This window comes from Phytomonospora endophytica (genome assembly GCF_014202425.1).
Classification (GTDB): Bacteria; Actinomycetota; Actinomycetes; order Mycobacteriales; family Micromonosporaceae; genus Phytomonospora; species Phytomonospora endophytica.
The window spans coordinates 13,181-25,812 of the sequence record NZ_JACHGT010000020.1; the positions used below are offsets into that span (position 1 = coordinate 13,181).

Here is a 12,632-nt window from a genome sequence, read left to right on the forward strand (position 1 = left end):
TGCCGCCGCGTTGGCCGCGACCCTGCTAGCCCTCCCCGCCTCCGTCTGCCGCCTGTGCGGGCACGTGCGTGGCTCTCGGCGATCGCTTCGCCGCCGGGCCGCTCATCCCGCGCTAGATCCTCGACGTTGCCGCCGCGTTGGCCGCGACCCTGCTAGCCCTCCCCGCCTCCGTCTGCCGCCTGTGCGGGCACGTGCGTGGCTCTCGGCGATCGCTTCGCCGCCGGACCGCTTGTCCGGCACCAGACTTTCGCTGCCGCTGCGTGGGTCGTGACATGCTCGCCCGGCGTCCCGCCATCGCCGCCGGACCGCTCATCCCACACCAGCCCCTCGACTTCCCGGATTCCTTCGTCGAGCGGGGAGACGCTGGGCGGTCGTGCGAGCCTTTGGTGCTGAGCTGGGTGGGGCGGCGTTCGCGAGGTGCGCGCATGGGCGGATTCGCCCGTGGCTCGCTCGGGCCACCGCGTTCACACTGAGCCGCGTGACCACGAGCGAAACCGAACGCCCCCAGCGCGCAGGCCACGACGTTCGCGCGGAGCGACGAACGCCGGCGGGGATGCCGCCGCGACGGTGACCTCCGGCCGCGCCGAGAGCGGACGTAGCCGAGGGTGGCCGTGGTGGTCGGTTGAAGCATGGCGGCCGACACGTCGTGAGGCCGTTGGGTGCCCGTTCGCCCTGCTCCATCGCGGTGAGGCGGCGGAGTTCACCGCGCGTCCGTGATCGCGCGGCGAGCGGCCGTGTCCGTGCACGTCCGTCGGCCGTGAGTCCCCACCCCCGCGTCTAAGCCCTCGCTCGCGCCCAGATGTCGTTGCACTCCACGCAGACCTCCTCGGGCACCAGCCCCAGTCGCATCCCCAGCGCGAAGATCCTGCATCCGAGGCAGTACCCGAACGCCGCCTCCAGCGTCGCCGCCGCGGCGAGCGCTCCGAGCACCACCCAGGCCGCCGTGGTCAGGCCGAATCCGAGGGCGAGTACGGCGGCGGCGGTCGACATGACCGCGCCCATCGCCTGCGCGAAACGCTTGGGCGGGCCGGGAACGGGCTTCGCCGCGAACGGCAGTCGCGGCGTCAGAACCCGCGTCACGAACTGTCCGAGTGGGCTGAACCGCGGCCCGGCGGCGACGCGCGCGATGAACCCGTAGGCGATCACCAGGGTGAGCCACGGAAGGTCGAAGACGATCGTGGAGACGGCCATGACGACGACTCCGGCGGCGACGAGCCGGGCGGCGACCTCGTTGACGGGATTGGGGAAGGAGAACAGGCGGGACATGGGGGAAGCCTTCGGGTGTGACGGTGCTTGCGCCCGACGGTAGCACTATGTCTATCGACTTAGTAGGAAAACAAGATCCCATAACCCCTGACCTGCGACGGAGCCCGCGGCTTCCGCACCACCACCGTCGGCGGAGTGGATCCCTTATGTCCCAGGCGTTCCCGTGTGACGCAGCGAACCGGGAAAGCACTGGCGCGCCCCGGGAGGGCGATCTACTGTATTGATACAGAGGCTCTGTACCGATCCAGAAGGTCGAGCTCCGAAGCTCCGAGGAGGTGAACATGCGCCCCACGCTCCAGACTGTCGCCGACGCCGTCGGCGTCTCCCGCAGCACGGTCTCGAACGCCTACGGCAGGCCCGATCAGCTCTCTCCCGAGCTGCGCGCCCGCATCCTGGCGACGGCGAAGGAACTCGGCTACGCCGGACCCGACGCCACCGCCCGCTCGCTGCGGCGGGGCCGCGCCGGTGCCGTCGGCGTCCTGTTCACCACCACGCTGTCCTACGCGTTCGTCGACCCCTTCGCCGTGCTCTTCCTGCGCGGCCTCGCCGAGGCCGTCGAGCGCAACGGCACGGGCCTGCTGCTGGTCCCGCTGTCCACAGAGGACGAGGCGGCCAGCGTCGCGGCGGTCCAGAACGCCGTCGTCGACGGCTTCTGCGTCTACTGCGTCCCCGAATGGCACGGTTCGCTGGAGGCGCTGCGTTCACGCGGGCTTCCGGTCGTGACCACCGAATACCGCGACGACGTCCCGGCCGGCGAACTCCAGGTCGGCGTCGACGAACGAGCGGCGACGCGCGCGGCCGCCCGGCACCTGCTGGGTCTTGGTCACCGCCGGATCGCGCTGCTCACCAACGACATGGCGCCGAAGGGCGAGACCGGTCCGCTGGACCTGGCAGGCCCCGGCGACTTCCGCTACTTCGTCGAGCGCGAAAGGGTCTCCGGCGTCGCGGAGGTCTTCGCCGAGGTGGGCGTCGGCTGGGACGACCTGATCGTCGTCAACGCCGCCGCGAACTCGCGGGCCAGCGGTGCACAGGCCGCCGCCCACGCGCTCGACCGCGCCGATCGCCCCACCGCGATCGTCGCGTGCACCGACCTCCTCGCGCTCGGCGCGATGGACGCACTCGCCGCCCGCGGGCTCACGCCCGGGCGCGATGTCTCGGTCACCGGGTTCGACGACATCCCGGAGGCCGCACCGGCCGGGCTCACCACGGTCCGGCAACCAGCCGTCAGCAAGGGCACGCTCGCCGGTGAGCTGTTGCTCGATCCACCCGAGGATCCGGCCGAACGTCGGCTCCTCCTGCCTACCGAACTGATCGTCCGGGCCTCAACAGGGCCCGCGACCATGAGGAGATAGCCCGACATGGACCTGCACCCGATCGGCGCGATGTCCGCCCTCGAAGCGGCCCGCCGCCACGCCAACTCCGCGATGCCGAACGCCCCCGTCGTCCTGCCCCGCGTCAAGCGCCGTCCGGAGAACCCGGGCCCGCTGCGCCGCGGCACCGCCGGGACCCTGCGCCGCCTCGCCGACCGTCTCGACGCCCGCCGTCCGGTGACCCGGACGTCGTAACGATTCCTTTCAGATGAACAAGACCGGCCCGGGACTGTGGATCCCGGGCCGGTCTCTTCGTGTGCTCAGAAGCCGATGGAGATGCTCCAGCCGGTCATGCTGCCGCCGGTGTCGAGCAGTCCGTAGAGGTCGCCGACGGGAACGCCCGGCACGCCGAGACCGGCCATGTAGAGGCGGAAGAGGTCGTCGGCGTTGTTGTCCGACCGCCGGGTGAGGGCCGCTTCGAGGGCCTCGCGGTTCGGGGTCATCCCGGCCGCCTTGGCCCACTGGTAACTGGCCTTGAAGCCGTCCTCGTAGTCGTAGTCCTCAAGTGTGTGGTCGTCGAGCATCGCGGCCTCGGTGTCGAGCCAGGCGACGAAGCTCCCGCGCTGCGGCGAGAAGCCCATGACGAGCGCGTACTCGTGGTCGCCGACGATGGCGACGAGCACCGGGGAACCGGTCTCGTGGGCCATCGCCTCCAGGGTCGGCTCCAGTTCCTCGGGGAAGTTGGAGGTTCCGCTGACGCGCCACCAGTCCTCGAACATGATCTCCTCGTCGTCGAACGGCGAGGGGAACGTCGACGACACCGACGGCAACCGGGCCGCCGGTACGGAGGCGCGCACGACGACGAAAACGGTGATCTCTGAGGCCATGAGCGCGAGCCTATGTCCTCAAAGACCACCGTCCGATGAGACGAACGTCCGGATCTACACCGTCCGACGGGACCGTTCAGGAGCGGTCGACGGCGTACTTCTCGATCTCGGCCAGCTCGGTCTCGGTGAAGTCCAGGTTGCCGACCGCGGCGACGTTGGTCTCCAGCTGCGCGACGCTGCTGGCGCCGATGATGAGGCTGGTCATGCGCGAGTCGCGCAGCGCCCACGCCAGGGCCAGCTGCGCCAGCGACTGACCGCGCGAGGAGGCGATGTCGTTGAGCGCGCGGACTTTGGACATCGTCTCGTCGGAGAGGTCGGACTCGTTGAGGAACACGCTCGTGCGCACGCGCGAGTCCTCCGGGACGCCCTTGAGGTACCGGTCGGTGAGCAGGCCCTGCGCGAGAGGGCTGTAGGCGATGCAGCCCGCGCCGGCGGTTTCGAGGGCGTCGAGGAGACCGTCGCGCTCGATCCAGCGGTTCACCATCGAGTAGGACGGCTGGTTGATCAGCAGCGGCGTGCCCAGGTCGGCGAGAATCGCCGCGGCCCTGGCCGTCTGTTCGGCGTTGTAGTTGGAGATGCCGACGTAGAGCGCCTTGCCCTGGCGGACGATCGCGTCGAGCGCGCCCATGGTCTCTTCCAGCGGCGTGTCCGGGTCCGGACGGTGGTGGTAGAAGATGTCGACGTAGTCGAGGCCCATGCGCGCCAGCGACTGGTCCAAAGAGGACACCAGGTACTTGCGGGAGCCCCATTCGCCGTACGGGCCGGGCCACATGCCGTAGCCGGCCTTGCTGGAGATGACGAGCTCGTCACGGTACACGCCGAGGTCGGAGGCGAGGACGCGGCCGAAGTTCTCCTCGGCGGCGCCGGGCGGCGGACCGTAGTTGTTGGCCAGGTCGATGTGCGTGACACCGAGGTCGAAGGCGCGCAGGAGGATGTCGCGCTGCGTGGCGATCGGACGTTCGTGGCCGAAGTTGTGCCACAGGCCGAGCGAGATCGCGGGGAGCTTGAGTCCGCTGCGCCCGGTGCGGCGGTACGGCATGGAGTCATAGCGGTTCGGTGCGGCGAGGTAGGTCACGACGGTGAGCTTAACGGGGATCTTGGGCCGCGACAGGGGGTGGGAGCGATTCCATCAAGGGCTCAGTCCTCGTCCGGGCCGGACCCCCGGACGGTCTCCGGCCGGTCGGCCTCGGGCTCCTTCCGCAGGGTCTGAAGCATCGCCTCGATCTCCTGCCGTGACGCTCCCGAGATCGTGACCGTCCGTTCGCCCTCGGAACCGGTCACCTTGACGGTCACCGTCGGGGCGTCCCGGCGCGCCGAGCGCCACGCGGCAACGGCGGTGAACAGCCCACCCAGCGCGGCACCGGAACTGAGAGCGACCATCAGCGCCTCGGCGATCATCGGCTCAGCTCCGATACGAACGCGCTGGCGCCGGTCAAGACGAGCGCCGAACAGAGGATCACCAGGGATCCGGCGGCGACCACGCCTTTTTGGATCGGCGTCTGGTCTACCAAGGCCGCGGCGACGTCGCCGAACCAGTAGCAGGCGATGAAGGCCAGGAACAGGTTGAATCCCGCCAGCGCCAGCCGCATGTTGTGCAGCCTCGCCGCCGTCGACGCGAACAGCTCCCCGGCGGCCGTCGCGGCGAGCGCGGCGGCGATGAGCAGGAGTTCGCCCCTGCCGAGCAGGGAGTCGAGGCCGAAGCGCTGGCCCCGCGTCATGAGGCTTAAGGCGTTGAAGCCGACCGGGAGCACGGCGATGCCGACGCTGAAGATGCCCCAGATGATGAGTTTGCGGCGGATCCGTACGCCGGGTTCGGCGTCGGTGGTCGGCTGCTGGGTCGTCGCCCCGGCCATGTGCCCCCCAGGTGTGCGGCTGGCCTCGATTCTACGAGCCGCCGCCCGTCCCGGTCTCAGCCCACGCCGTACACCGCCGCCCAGAACTCGTCCCACACCGGCAGGTTCTGGTTGCCCATGTGCTCTCGCTGCATGAGCACGATCGTCGTGTTCTCCTCGGCGGGGTCGGTGTACCAGGCGGTCCCGTAGTAGCCGGGCCAGCCGTAGGTCCCGGTCGCGTGGCCGCTCCGGTTGGGGCCGGTGGCGACGCCCATCCCGAACCCCCACCCCATGGCGTCGAAGTAGTCGGGGCCGAACCCGGACAGCTTCTTCTGCGAGGGCGTGAGCTGGTCGGTGGTCATCAGCTCCACCGACGCCCGCGACAGCACGCCCTCGCCCGACAGCAGAGACATGACGAAGGTGAGGTAGTCGTGCCCGGTCGACAGGAGCCCGCCCCCGCCGGACTCGAAGGTCTGCGGCCGGCTCCACTGTCCGTCGGGCGGGTCGTCGACGACCGGTGAGCCGTCGGGGGCGTCGTCCTTGGCGTAGGCCGTCGCGAAACGGCCGAGCTCGGCCGGGTCCACGGTGAAACCGCTGTCCTTCATCCCCAGCGGGCCGAAGACGCGCTCCCGCAGGGCCTCCCCGAAGGATGTGCCGGTCGCGCGGGCGATGAGCACGCCGGTGACGTTGGCGGCCGTGTCGTAGAGCCAGGCCTCACCGGGCTGATGGACCAGCGGAAGCGTCCCCAGCCGGCGCATCCACTCGTCGGGCTCCGGACGGCCGACGGCGCCGAGGGCCTCGGCGATCGGCGACGCGGTCATCACCATGCCGGTCCCGAATGTGGAGTCCAGCAGGCCGCGCAGGGTGACCGGCCGTTTCGCGGGAACAGTGTCGGAGAGCGGCCCGAGCGGGTCGGCGAGGACGCGCATGTCCGCCAGCTCGGGGAGGAGGTCGTCGAGTGGGTCGTCGAGCCGGAGGGTGCCGTCCTCGACGAGGGTCATCGCGCAGGCCGCGGTGAAGGGCTTCGACATCGAGCCCATCCGCAGGATCGTGTCGGCCGCCATCGGCGTCGTCGCGCCCGCGCCCTCGAAGGCGAGGGTCCCCACGGCCACGACCTGTACCTCGCCGCGGTGGGCGAGGACGACTCCGGCGCCCGGGACGACTCCCGAACCGACGAAACGGTCGAGGTGGTCGCGCACACGCGCGGCCCTCTTCGGCAAGAGCTCAGCGGTCATCCGTCCGTCCTCCTCGGCGCGACTGTTCGCAAGCTACCCGGCGGCTCCGACAGAATCCGGTGAACGGCCTCAGCCGCCGCTGACCAGCCCGTCCACCCTCGCCGCACCCAGCCCGTCGTTGATCACCATGATCCCCGCCCCGACCGCTCCCGCGCGCTCGCCGGTCCGCGACGGCACGATCCGCAGGTGCTGCGTCGCCAGGGGCAGCGACCGCTGGTAGATGACCTCGCGCACGCCCGCGAGGAGATGGTCGCCCGCCAGGGCGAGGGACCCGCCGACGACGATGATCGACGGGTTGAAGAGGTTCACCGCCGCCGCGAGCACCTCGCCGATGTCGCGTCCCGCCTGCCGGATATGCCGCAGCGCCTCGACCGACCCGGCCCGCGCGAGTTCGACCACGTCGAGGGCGTTGGCGGTGTCGAAGCCTTCGGCGGCCAGGCGCGCGGCGATCGCCGCACCGCTCGCGACGGCCTCCAGGCACCCGGTGTTGCCGCAGCGGCACGGCGTCTCGCCGCTCGCGGTGACCCTGATGTGCCCCATGTCCCCGGCGGCGCCCTGCGCGCCCCGGAAGACCTGCCCGTCGGCGATGATCCCGCAGCCGATGCCGGTCGCGGCCTTCACGAACAGCAGATGCCCGGCGTCCCTCCACTGCGTGTAGTGCTCGCCGAGGGCCATGATGTTGACGTCGTTGTCGACGAGGACGCGCCCGGGCAGCCGTTCCCCGACGTATCCCGGCACGTCGAAACCGTCCCAGCCCGGCATGATCGGCGGGTTCACCGCGCGCCCGGTGTCGTGCTCGACGGGTCCCGGCAGGCCGATCCCGACGCCGAGGAGGTCGCCGACCTCGCGGCCGGTGCGGGTCAGCAGCGCGCGGCCCTGTTCGACGACCCAGTCGAGGATCGGCACCGGCCCCAGCGCGATGTCGAGGTCGGCGCGGTGTTCGGCGAGGACCGCGCCGGCGAGGTCGGTGACGGCCAGGCGCGCGTGGGTCGCGCCGAGGTCGGCGGCGAGGGTGACACGCGCGGACGGATTGAACGCGAAGGTCGTCGGGGGACGTCCGCCGGTCGAGGCCGCCTCACCGGACGGCCCGATGAGCCCGCTGGCGAGCAGGGCGTCGACGCGCGAGGTGACGGTGGACCTGGCCAGCCCGGTGACCGCGGCCAGCTCGGATCTGGTGCGGGGCACGCCGTCGCGCAGTAGTTGCAGCAAGGTGCCCGCTCCACCCGGGGTGGCCGTCTCTTTTGTCACGACCCCAGTGAATCATAAGCATCTTACGATCTTGCTAATCCAACTAAGTTCTCCACGGCTAGCAACTTTTGCTTGACGGCTGTCATAAGTCTCGGTACGGTCCCGGCATGGCTTTAACTGACTCGACGGGACTGGCCGGCTCCCGCCACGACCCGCCGGTGTCCGGGTACCGGGCCGCCATCATCGGCGCCGGGTTCATGGGCCGGGTCCACGCCCGGGCCATCCGGGTCGCGGGCGGCCACGTCGTCGGCGTCAGCGGATCCACACCCGACCGCGCCGCCGCGACCGCCGCCGAGTTCGGCGCGGCCAGGGCCTTCCCGGACGCGGCCGCCCTCATCGCCGACGACGAGGTCGACGTCGTCCACGTCTGCACCCCCAACCACCTGCACACCGAGTTCACCCTCGCGGCCCTCGCCGCCGGGAAGCACGTCGTGTGCGAGAAACCCCTGGCGACCAGCGCCGACGCGGCCGCCGCGATGGCCGACGCGGCCGCCGCCCGCGGGAAGGTCGCCACCGTCCCCTTCGTCTACCGCTTCCACCCGATGGTCCGCGAAGCCCGCGAACGGATCCGGAGCGGCTCGGTCGGCACCGTCCACCTCGCCCACGGCAGCTACCTCCAGGACTGGCTGCTGCGCCCCGAAGACGACAACTGGCGCGTCGACGCCGCCCTCGGCGGACCGACCCGCGCCTTCGGTGACATCGGCTCGCACTGGTGCGACCTCCTTGAGTTCGTCACCGGCGACCGCATCACCGGCCTGTCGGCACAGACCGTCACCGTCAACGGAAACCGCGGCGGACCACCGGTCACCACCGAGGACATCGCCACCCTCCAGTTCGCCACCGCGACCGGGATGGTCGGCTCGACCGTCATCAGCCAGGTCTCCGCCGGACGCAAAAACCGCCTCCTGCTGGAGATCTCCGGCACCGAGGGCAGCCTCGCCTTCGACCAGGAGCAGCCCGAACTGCTCTGGCACGGCCGCCGCGACCACAGTGGACTCCTCATCCGCGACCCGCAGACCCTCAGCCCCGCCGCAGCGCGCTACGCACGCACCCCCGCCGGGCACGCGCAGGGCTACCAGGACTGCTTCGACGCCTTCGTCGCCGACACCCGCGCGGCCGTCGACGGCGACCACCGAGACGGCCTGCCGACCTTCGACGACGGACTGCGCGCCGCCCGGCTCGCCGACGCCGTCCTCGCCTCGGCCCACAAACGTGAATGGGTGGCGGTCGGCGATGACTGAGCCCCTGCTGGAGATGACCGGGATAGGCAAGTCCTTCCTCGGCGTCGGCGTCCTGCACGGCGTCGACCTCACCGTCCGCGAAGGAGAAGTGCACGCGCTCGTCGGCGAGAACGGCGCCGGCAAGTCCACCCTGATGAAGATCCTGGCCGGCGTGCACCGCGCCGACGCCGGAACCGTCGCCCTCGACGGACGGCCCGTCTCCTTCGCGCACCCCGTCGAGGCCCAGAAGGCCGGTGTCTCCACGGTCTTCCAGGAGTTCAACCTCCTCCCCGAACGCACCGTCGCCGAGAACGTCTGGCTCGGCCGCGAACCCCGCCGACGTGGACTCGTCGACTCCCGCCGCATGGCCGCCGACACCGCCGCCCTCCTCGACGGACTCGGCGTCACCGACATCCGCCCCAGCACGCGCATCCGCTCGCTGTCGGTGGCCCGGCAGCAGGTCGTCGAGATCGTCAAGGCCATCTCCCACGACGCCCGCATCATCGCCATGGACGAACCGACCGCCGCGCTCGCCGACCGTGAGGTCGGCCTTCTCTACGATCTCGTCGCGCGGCTGAAGGAACGCGGGGTAGCGATCCTCTACGTCTCCCACCGCCTCAAGGAGATCTTCGATCTCGCCGACCGGATCACGGTTCTCAAGGACGGTCGCCTTGTCGACACCATGGACACCGCGGCGACCAACCCCGACGAACTCGTCAAGAAGATGGTCGGCCGCCCCATCTCGGCCTTCTTCCCCGATCCCCTTCCGGGCAACGGAACCGGCGAGGTCCGCCTGGAGATCGCCGGCGGCGGCAACACCCAGCTCGACGGCATCGACCTGACCGTCCACGGTGGAGAGATCCTCGGCCTCGGCGGCCTCCAGGGCAGCGGCCGCACCGAGATCGCGCACGCCCTCTTCGGTGTCGCCCCCTTCACCCGCGGCCGGATCTCCGTCGACGGGAAACCCGTGCGGATCCGCTCCCCGCGCAAGGCCGTCGGCGCCGGACTGGCGCTGGTCACCGAGGACCGCAAGACCGAAGGGCTCGCCCTCAACCAGACCGTCCTGGCCAACGCGCGGCTCGTCCTCGACGCCGTCCGTCCCGGCTCGGCGTCCCGTCGCGCCAAACGGATCCCCGAGATCCTCGCCGCCCTCGAACTCTCCTCGCGCGGCACCGGCCAGGAGGTCCGTTACCTCTCTGGCGGCAACCAGCAGAAGGTCGTGCTCGCCAAATGGCTGGCCACCGACCCGGCCGTCATCGTCCTCGACGAACCGACGCGCGGCATCGACGTCGGTGCCAAACAGGCCGTCTACGGCCTCATGCGACGGCTCGCCGCCGACGGCGTCGCCATCGTCCTGATCTCCTCCGAACTCCCCGAACTGATCGGGATGGCCGACCGCGTCTGCGTCCTGCACGACGGCCGCATCGCCGGGGAACTGCCCGGCGGCAGCGCCGAGGAGGACGTCATGGCCCTGGCCACCGGTCACACGCCCGCCGCCGCGGGCCCGACGACACCGCAGACCCCCGACGGGGCGGCGAAAGGCGCGCAGTCATGACCGCAGCAGTGCGCGAGGCCCCGAAGACGGCGGGACCGCCGCCGGGCCGATCGCGCGGCTCCTTCCGGATCGGCACGACGGCCCTGGTCTACGCGGCCCTCGTCGCGATCCTCGTGGTGGGCGCCGTCCTGGTCGCCGCCGACGGCAAGAACCTCTTCAGCACCGGCAACATCGTCGACATGCTCACCCGGTCGAGCCTGCTCGGGTTCATCGCGATCGGGCAGACGCTGGTGATCCTGTGCCGCTCCCTCGACCTGTCGGTCGGGTACGTCATGGCCTCCTGCTCGCTCATCGCGGCCATGGTCATGAACGGCTCCGAGGCCAACGTCCCGCTCGGGATCGGTGCGGCCCTCGGCGCCGCGGCCGTCGTCGGGCTCGTCAACGGGCTGGTCATCACCAAACTGAAGGTCAACGCCTTCATCGCCACCCTCGGCACCGGCCTGATCCTGAAAGGCTGGCTGGACACCGAGTTCGCCGGACCGGCGGGCAAGGTCACCGCCTCCTTCCAGCAGTTCGGGTACACCCGCGTCTCCGTGGTGCCACTGTCCACAGTGGTCATGCTCGTGCTCGCCGTGGCCGGTGTGCTCTACCTGCGCAAGACCCGTGGAGGGCACCACATCTACGCCGTCGGCGGCGACACCGACGTGGCGCGGCTGTCGGGCATCCGCACCGACCGCACCATCGTCACCGCCCACATCCTCTGCGCCGTCGCCGCGGGCGTCGCCGGACTGCTCATCGCCGCCCGCTTCGGCACCGGCAGCGCCCTCGTCTACGACTACGGCCTCGACCTGGAGTCGATCGCCGCCGTCGTCCTCGGCGGGACCTACCTCATGGGCGGGCGCGGCGGCATCGCCGGGACCGTCGCCGGGGTCATGATCCTCGCCGTCCTCGACACGGTGTTCAACATCCTTGAGGTCAACCCCTTCTACAAGGACGTGCTGCGCGGCGCCATCATCGTCGTCGCGGTCGCCATCTACGCCCGGCGGCAGCTCTCGGCCAGACCGAGCCGGGTCCGCTTCGCCGGAGGTGCCTCGTGAGCTCGGCCCGGAAACTCGCCGACGCCGGCCGCTTCCTGATCAGCGGCAGCGGCGCGGTGTACCTGGTGCTCATCGCGATCTTCGCGATCATCTTCGCCAACAACGCGAGCTTCTTCGAGCCCGCCAACCTCATGCTCTTCGTGAAGAAGGCAGCGCCCCTGCTGATCCTGGCCGTCGGCCAGTACTTCGTCATCGTCGCCGGGGAGTTCGACCTGTCGGTCGGCTCGCTCGTGGGCGCGCAGGTCGTCCTCGCCGCGCTGCTCATCGACGGCCAGGAGTCGCGCACCTGGCCGGTGATCCTGCTGATGCTGCTCGGCGGCGCCGCCGTCGGACTCGTCAACGGCCTGATCACGACCCTGCTGAAAGTGCCCTCGATCATCACGACCCTCGGGATGATGCTGGTCCTCTTCGGGGCGATCCGGCTGCTCACCGGCGGAGCGCCGACCGGGGCCCTTTCGGAGGGATTCCGGGTGTTCGGGCGCCGCGGCATCGACGACGTCCCACTCATCGGGCAGCTGCCCTGGGCGCTGCTCATCATCGTCGCCGTCGGCGCCGCCGCGGTCCTGCTCATGCGCTCGTCCTTCGGCCGCACCCTCGTGGCCGTCGGCGACAACGAGAAGGCCGCCGGTTTCGCCGGAACCCGCGTGTGGTGGGTCCGCACGGCCGCGTTCGTCCTTTCCGGACTGTCGGCGACCGTCGCCGGGATCCTCGTCGGCGGCTTCGCCGGGGTCACCTCGCAGGTCGGTGACGGCATGGAGTTCGTCGCCATCACCGCCGTCGTGCTCGGCGGCGTGGTCCTCGGCGGCGGCCGCGGGGCCGTCCTGGCCGCGATCGCCGGCGCCCTGACCGTCGAGAGCCTCTTCACCCTCTTCACCCAGCTGAGCGTCCCGTCGACCATCCGGCCGACCGCGCAGGGCCTGATCATCATCGTCGCCGTCGCCTACGCCTCGCGGGAACGATCGCGCAGGCACACCCCGCACCCGTCCCCGAAGCCCCCAGAACCCAACCGCCACAGCGATGTGGCCCTCTCCAAGGAGTAACA

13 protein-coding genes are annotated in these 12,632 nt (G+C 70.8%); 6 read left to right on the plus strand and 7 right to left on the minus strand.

The genetic code is table 11. The annotated features are described in order from the left end of the window. Positions 1-777: 777 nt before the first annotated feature. Entirely contained in the window at positions 778-1,266 is a 489-nt protein-coding gene (locus HNR73_RS34245) for a DUF4395 domain-containing protein (protein WP_184792192.1), read from the minus strand. 281 nt (positions 1,267-1,547) lie between these two features. Between HNR73_RS34245 and HNR73_RS34250 the strand changes: the two genes are divergently transcribed. Further along, the gene (locus HNR73_RS34250; RefSeq protein ID WP_184792193.1) at positions 1,548-2,618 is read left to right on the plus strand and encodes a LacI family DNA-binding transcriptional regulator; all 1,071 of its coding nucleotides are present in this window, start codon (positions 1,548-1,550) and stop codon (positions 2,616-2,618) included. Between the two features lie 6 nt (positions 2,619-2,624). Next, positions 2,625-2,831, plus strand: coding sequence for a hypothetical protein (locus tag HNR73_RS34255; protein WP_184792195.1), 207 nt, complete (start codon positions 2,625-2,627; stop codon positions 2,829-2,831). Between the two features lie 65 nt (positions 2,832-2,896). Here the strand turns inward: HNR73_RS34255 and HNR73_RS34260 are convergent, their stop codons facing one another. The 6 genes from HNR73_RS34260 to HNR73_RS34285 all read right to left on the minus strand — a co-directional run bounded on the left by HNR73_RS34260 (position 2,897) and on the right by HNR73_RS34285 (position 7,778). Then, entirely contained in the window at positions 2,897-3,463 is a 567-nt protein-coding gene (locus HNR73_RS34260; protein ID WP_184792197.1) for a hypothetical protein, read from the minus strand. 76 nt (positions 3,464-3,539) lie between these two features. Next, positions 3,540-4,538: an L-glyceraldehyde 3-phosphate reductase gene (gene mgrA / locus HNR73_RS34265; protein WP_184792199.1), complete on the minus strand. Its 999-nt coding sequence runs from the start codon at positions 4,536-4,538 to the stop codon at positions 3,540-3,542. Positions 4,539-4,600: 62 nt separating this feature from the next. After that, entirely contained in the window at positions 4,601-4,861 is a 261-nt protein-coding gene (locus HNR73_RS34270) for an effector-associated constant component EACC1 (protein WP_184792201.1), read from the minus strand. Beyond that, positions 4,858-5,316 carry a hypothetical protein gene (locus HNR73_RS34275; protein ID WP_184792202.1) on the minus strand — a complete coding sequence of 153 codons (459 nt, stop codon included), beginning with the start codon at positions 5,314-5,316 and terminating at the stop codon, positions 4,858-4,860. Before HNR73_RS34275 ends, HNR73_RS34270 begins: the two co-directional genes overlap by 4 nt. A gap of 56 nt (positions 5,317-5,372) precedes the next feature. After that, positions 5,373-6,530, minus strand: coding sequence for a serine hydrolase domain-containing protein (locus HNR73_RS34280; protein ID WP_184792203.1), 1,158 nt, complete (start codon positions 6,528-6,530; stop codon positions 5,373-5,375). 69 nt (positions 6,531-6,599) lie between these two features. Next, positions 6,600-7,778, minus strand: coding sequence for an ROK family transcriptional regulator (locus HNR73_RS34285; protein WP_184792204.1), 1,179 nt, complete (start codon positions 7,776-7,778; stop codon positions 6,600-6,602). 107 nt (positions 7,779-7,885) lie between these two features. Between HNR73_RS34285 and HNR73_RS34290 the strand changes: the two genes are divergently transcribed. Genes HNR73_RS34290 through HNR73_RS34305 form a run of 4 tightly spaced genes read left to right on the plus strand, consistent with a single transcriptional unit; the run spans position 7,886 to position 12,630 of the window. Then, entirely contained in the window at positions 7,886-9,019 is a 1,134-nt protein-coding gene (locus HNR73_RS34290; protein WP_184792205.1) for a Gfo/Idh/MocA family protein, read from the plus strand. Then, positions 9,012-10,553 carry a sugar ABC transporter ATP-binding protein gene (locus HNR73_RS34295; protein WP_184792206.1) on the plus strand — a complete coding sequence of 514 codons (1,542 nt, stop codon included), beginning with the start codon at positions 9,012-9,014 and terminating at the stop codon, positions 10,551-10,553. Before HNR73_RS34290 ends, HNR73_RS34295 begins: the two co-directional genes overlap by 8 nt. Continuing rightward, positions 10,550-11,590, plus strand: coding sequence for an ABC transporter permease (locus HNR73_RS34300; protein ID WP_184792207.1), 1,041 nt, complete (start codon positions 10,550-10,552; stop codon positions 11,588-11,590). The genes HNR73_RS34295 and HNR73_RS34300 overlap by 4 nt, the downstream gene beginning before the upstream one ends. Further along, positions 11,587-12,630 carry an ABC transporter permease gene (locus HNR73_RS34305; protein ID WP_239122038.1) on the plus strand — a complete coding sequence of 348 codons (1,044 nt, stop codon included), beginning with the start codon at positions 11,587-11,589 and terminating at the stop codon, positions 12,628-12,630. The genes HNR73_RS34300 and HNR73_RS34305 overlap by 4 nt, the downstream gene beginning before the upstream one ends. Positions 12,631-12,632: the final 2 nt, after the last annotated feature.

Bases quoted from the DNA above. Each gene is read 5' to 3' on its own strand.
- HNR73_RS34245 (WP_184792192.1), bottom strand. From the start codon at position 1,266: ATGTCCCGCCTGTTCTCCTTCCCCAATCCCGTCAACGAGGTCGCCGCC.
- HNR73_RS34250 (WP_184792193.1), top strand. From the start codon at position 1,548: ATGCGCCCCACGCTCCAGACTGTCGCCGACGCCGTCGGCGTCTCCCGC.
- HNR73_RS34255 (WP_184792195.1), top strand. From the start codon at position 2,625: ATGGACCTGCACCCGATCGGCGCGATGTCCGCCCTCGAAGCGGCCCGC.
- HNR73_RS34260 (WP_184792197.1), bottom strand. From the start codon at position 3,463: ATGGCCTCAGAGATCACCGTTTTCGTCGTCGTGCGCGCCTCCGTACCG.
- HNR73_RS34270 (WP_184792201.1), bottom strand. From the start codon at position 4,861: ATGATCGCCGAGGCGCTGATGGTCGCTCTCAGTTCCGGTGCCGCGCTG.
- HNR73_RS34275 (WP_184792202.1), bottom strand. From the start codon at position 5,316: ATGGCCGGGGCGACGACCCAGCAGCCGACCACCGACGCCGAACCCGGC.
- HNR73_RS34280 (WP_184792203.1), bottom strand. From the start codon at position 6,530: ATGACCGCTGAGCTCTTGCCGAAGAGGGCCGCGCGTGTGCGCGACCAC.
- HNR73_RS34290 (WP_184792205.1), top strand. From the start codon at position 7,886: ATGGCTTTAACTGACTCGACGGGACTGGCCGGCTCCCGCCACGACCCG.
- HNR73_RS34295 (WP_184792206.1), top strand. From the start codon at position 9,012: ATGACTGAGCCCCTGCTGGAGATGACCGGGATAGGCAAGTCCTTCCTC.
- HNR73_RS34300 (WP_184792207.1), top strand. From the start codon at position 10,550: ATGACCGCAGCAGTGCGCGAGGCCCCGAAGACGGCGGGACCGCCGCCG.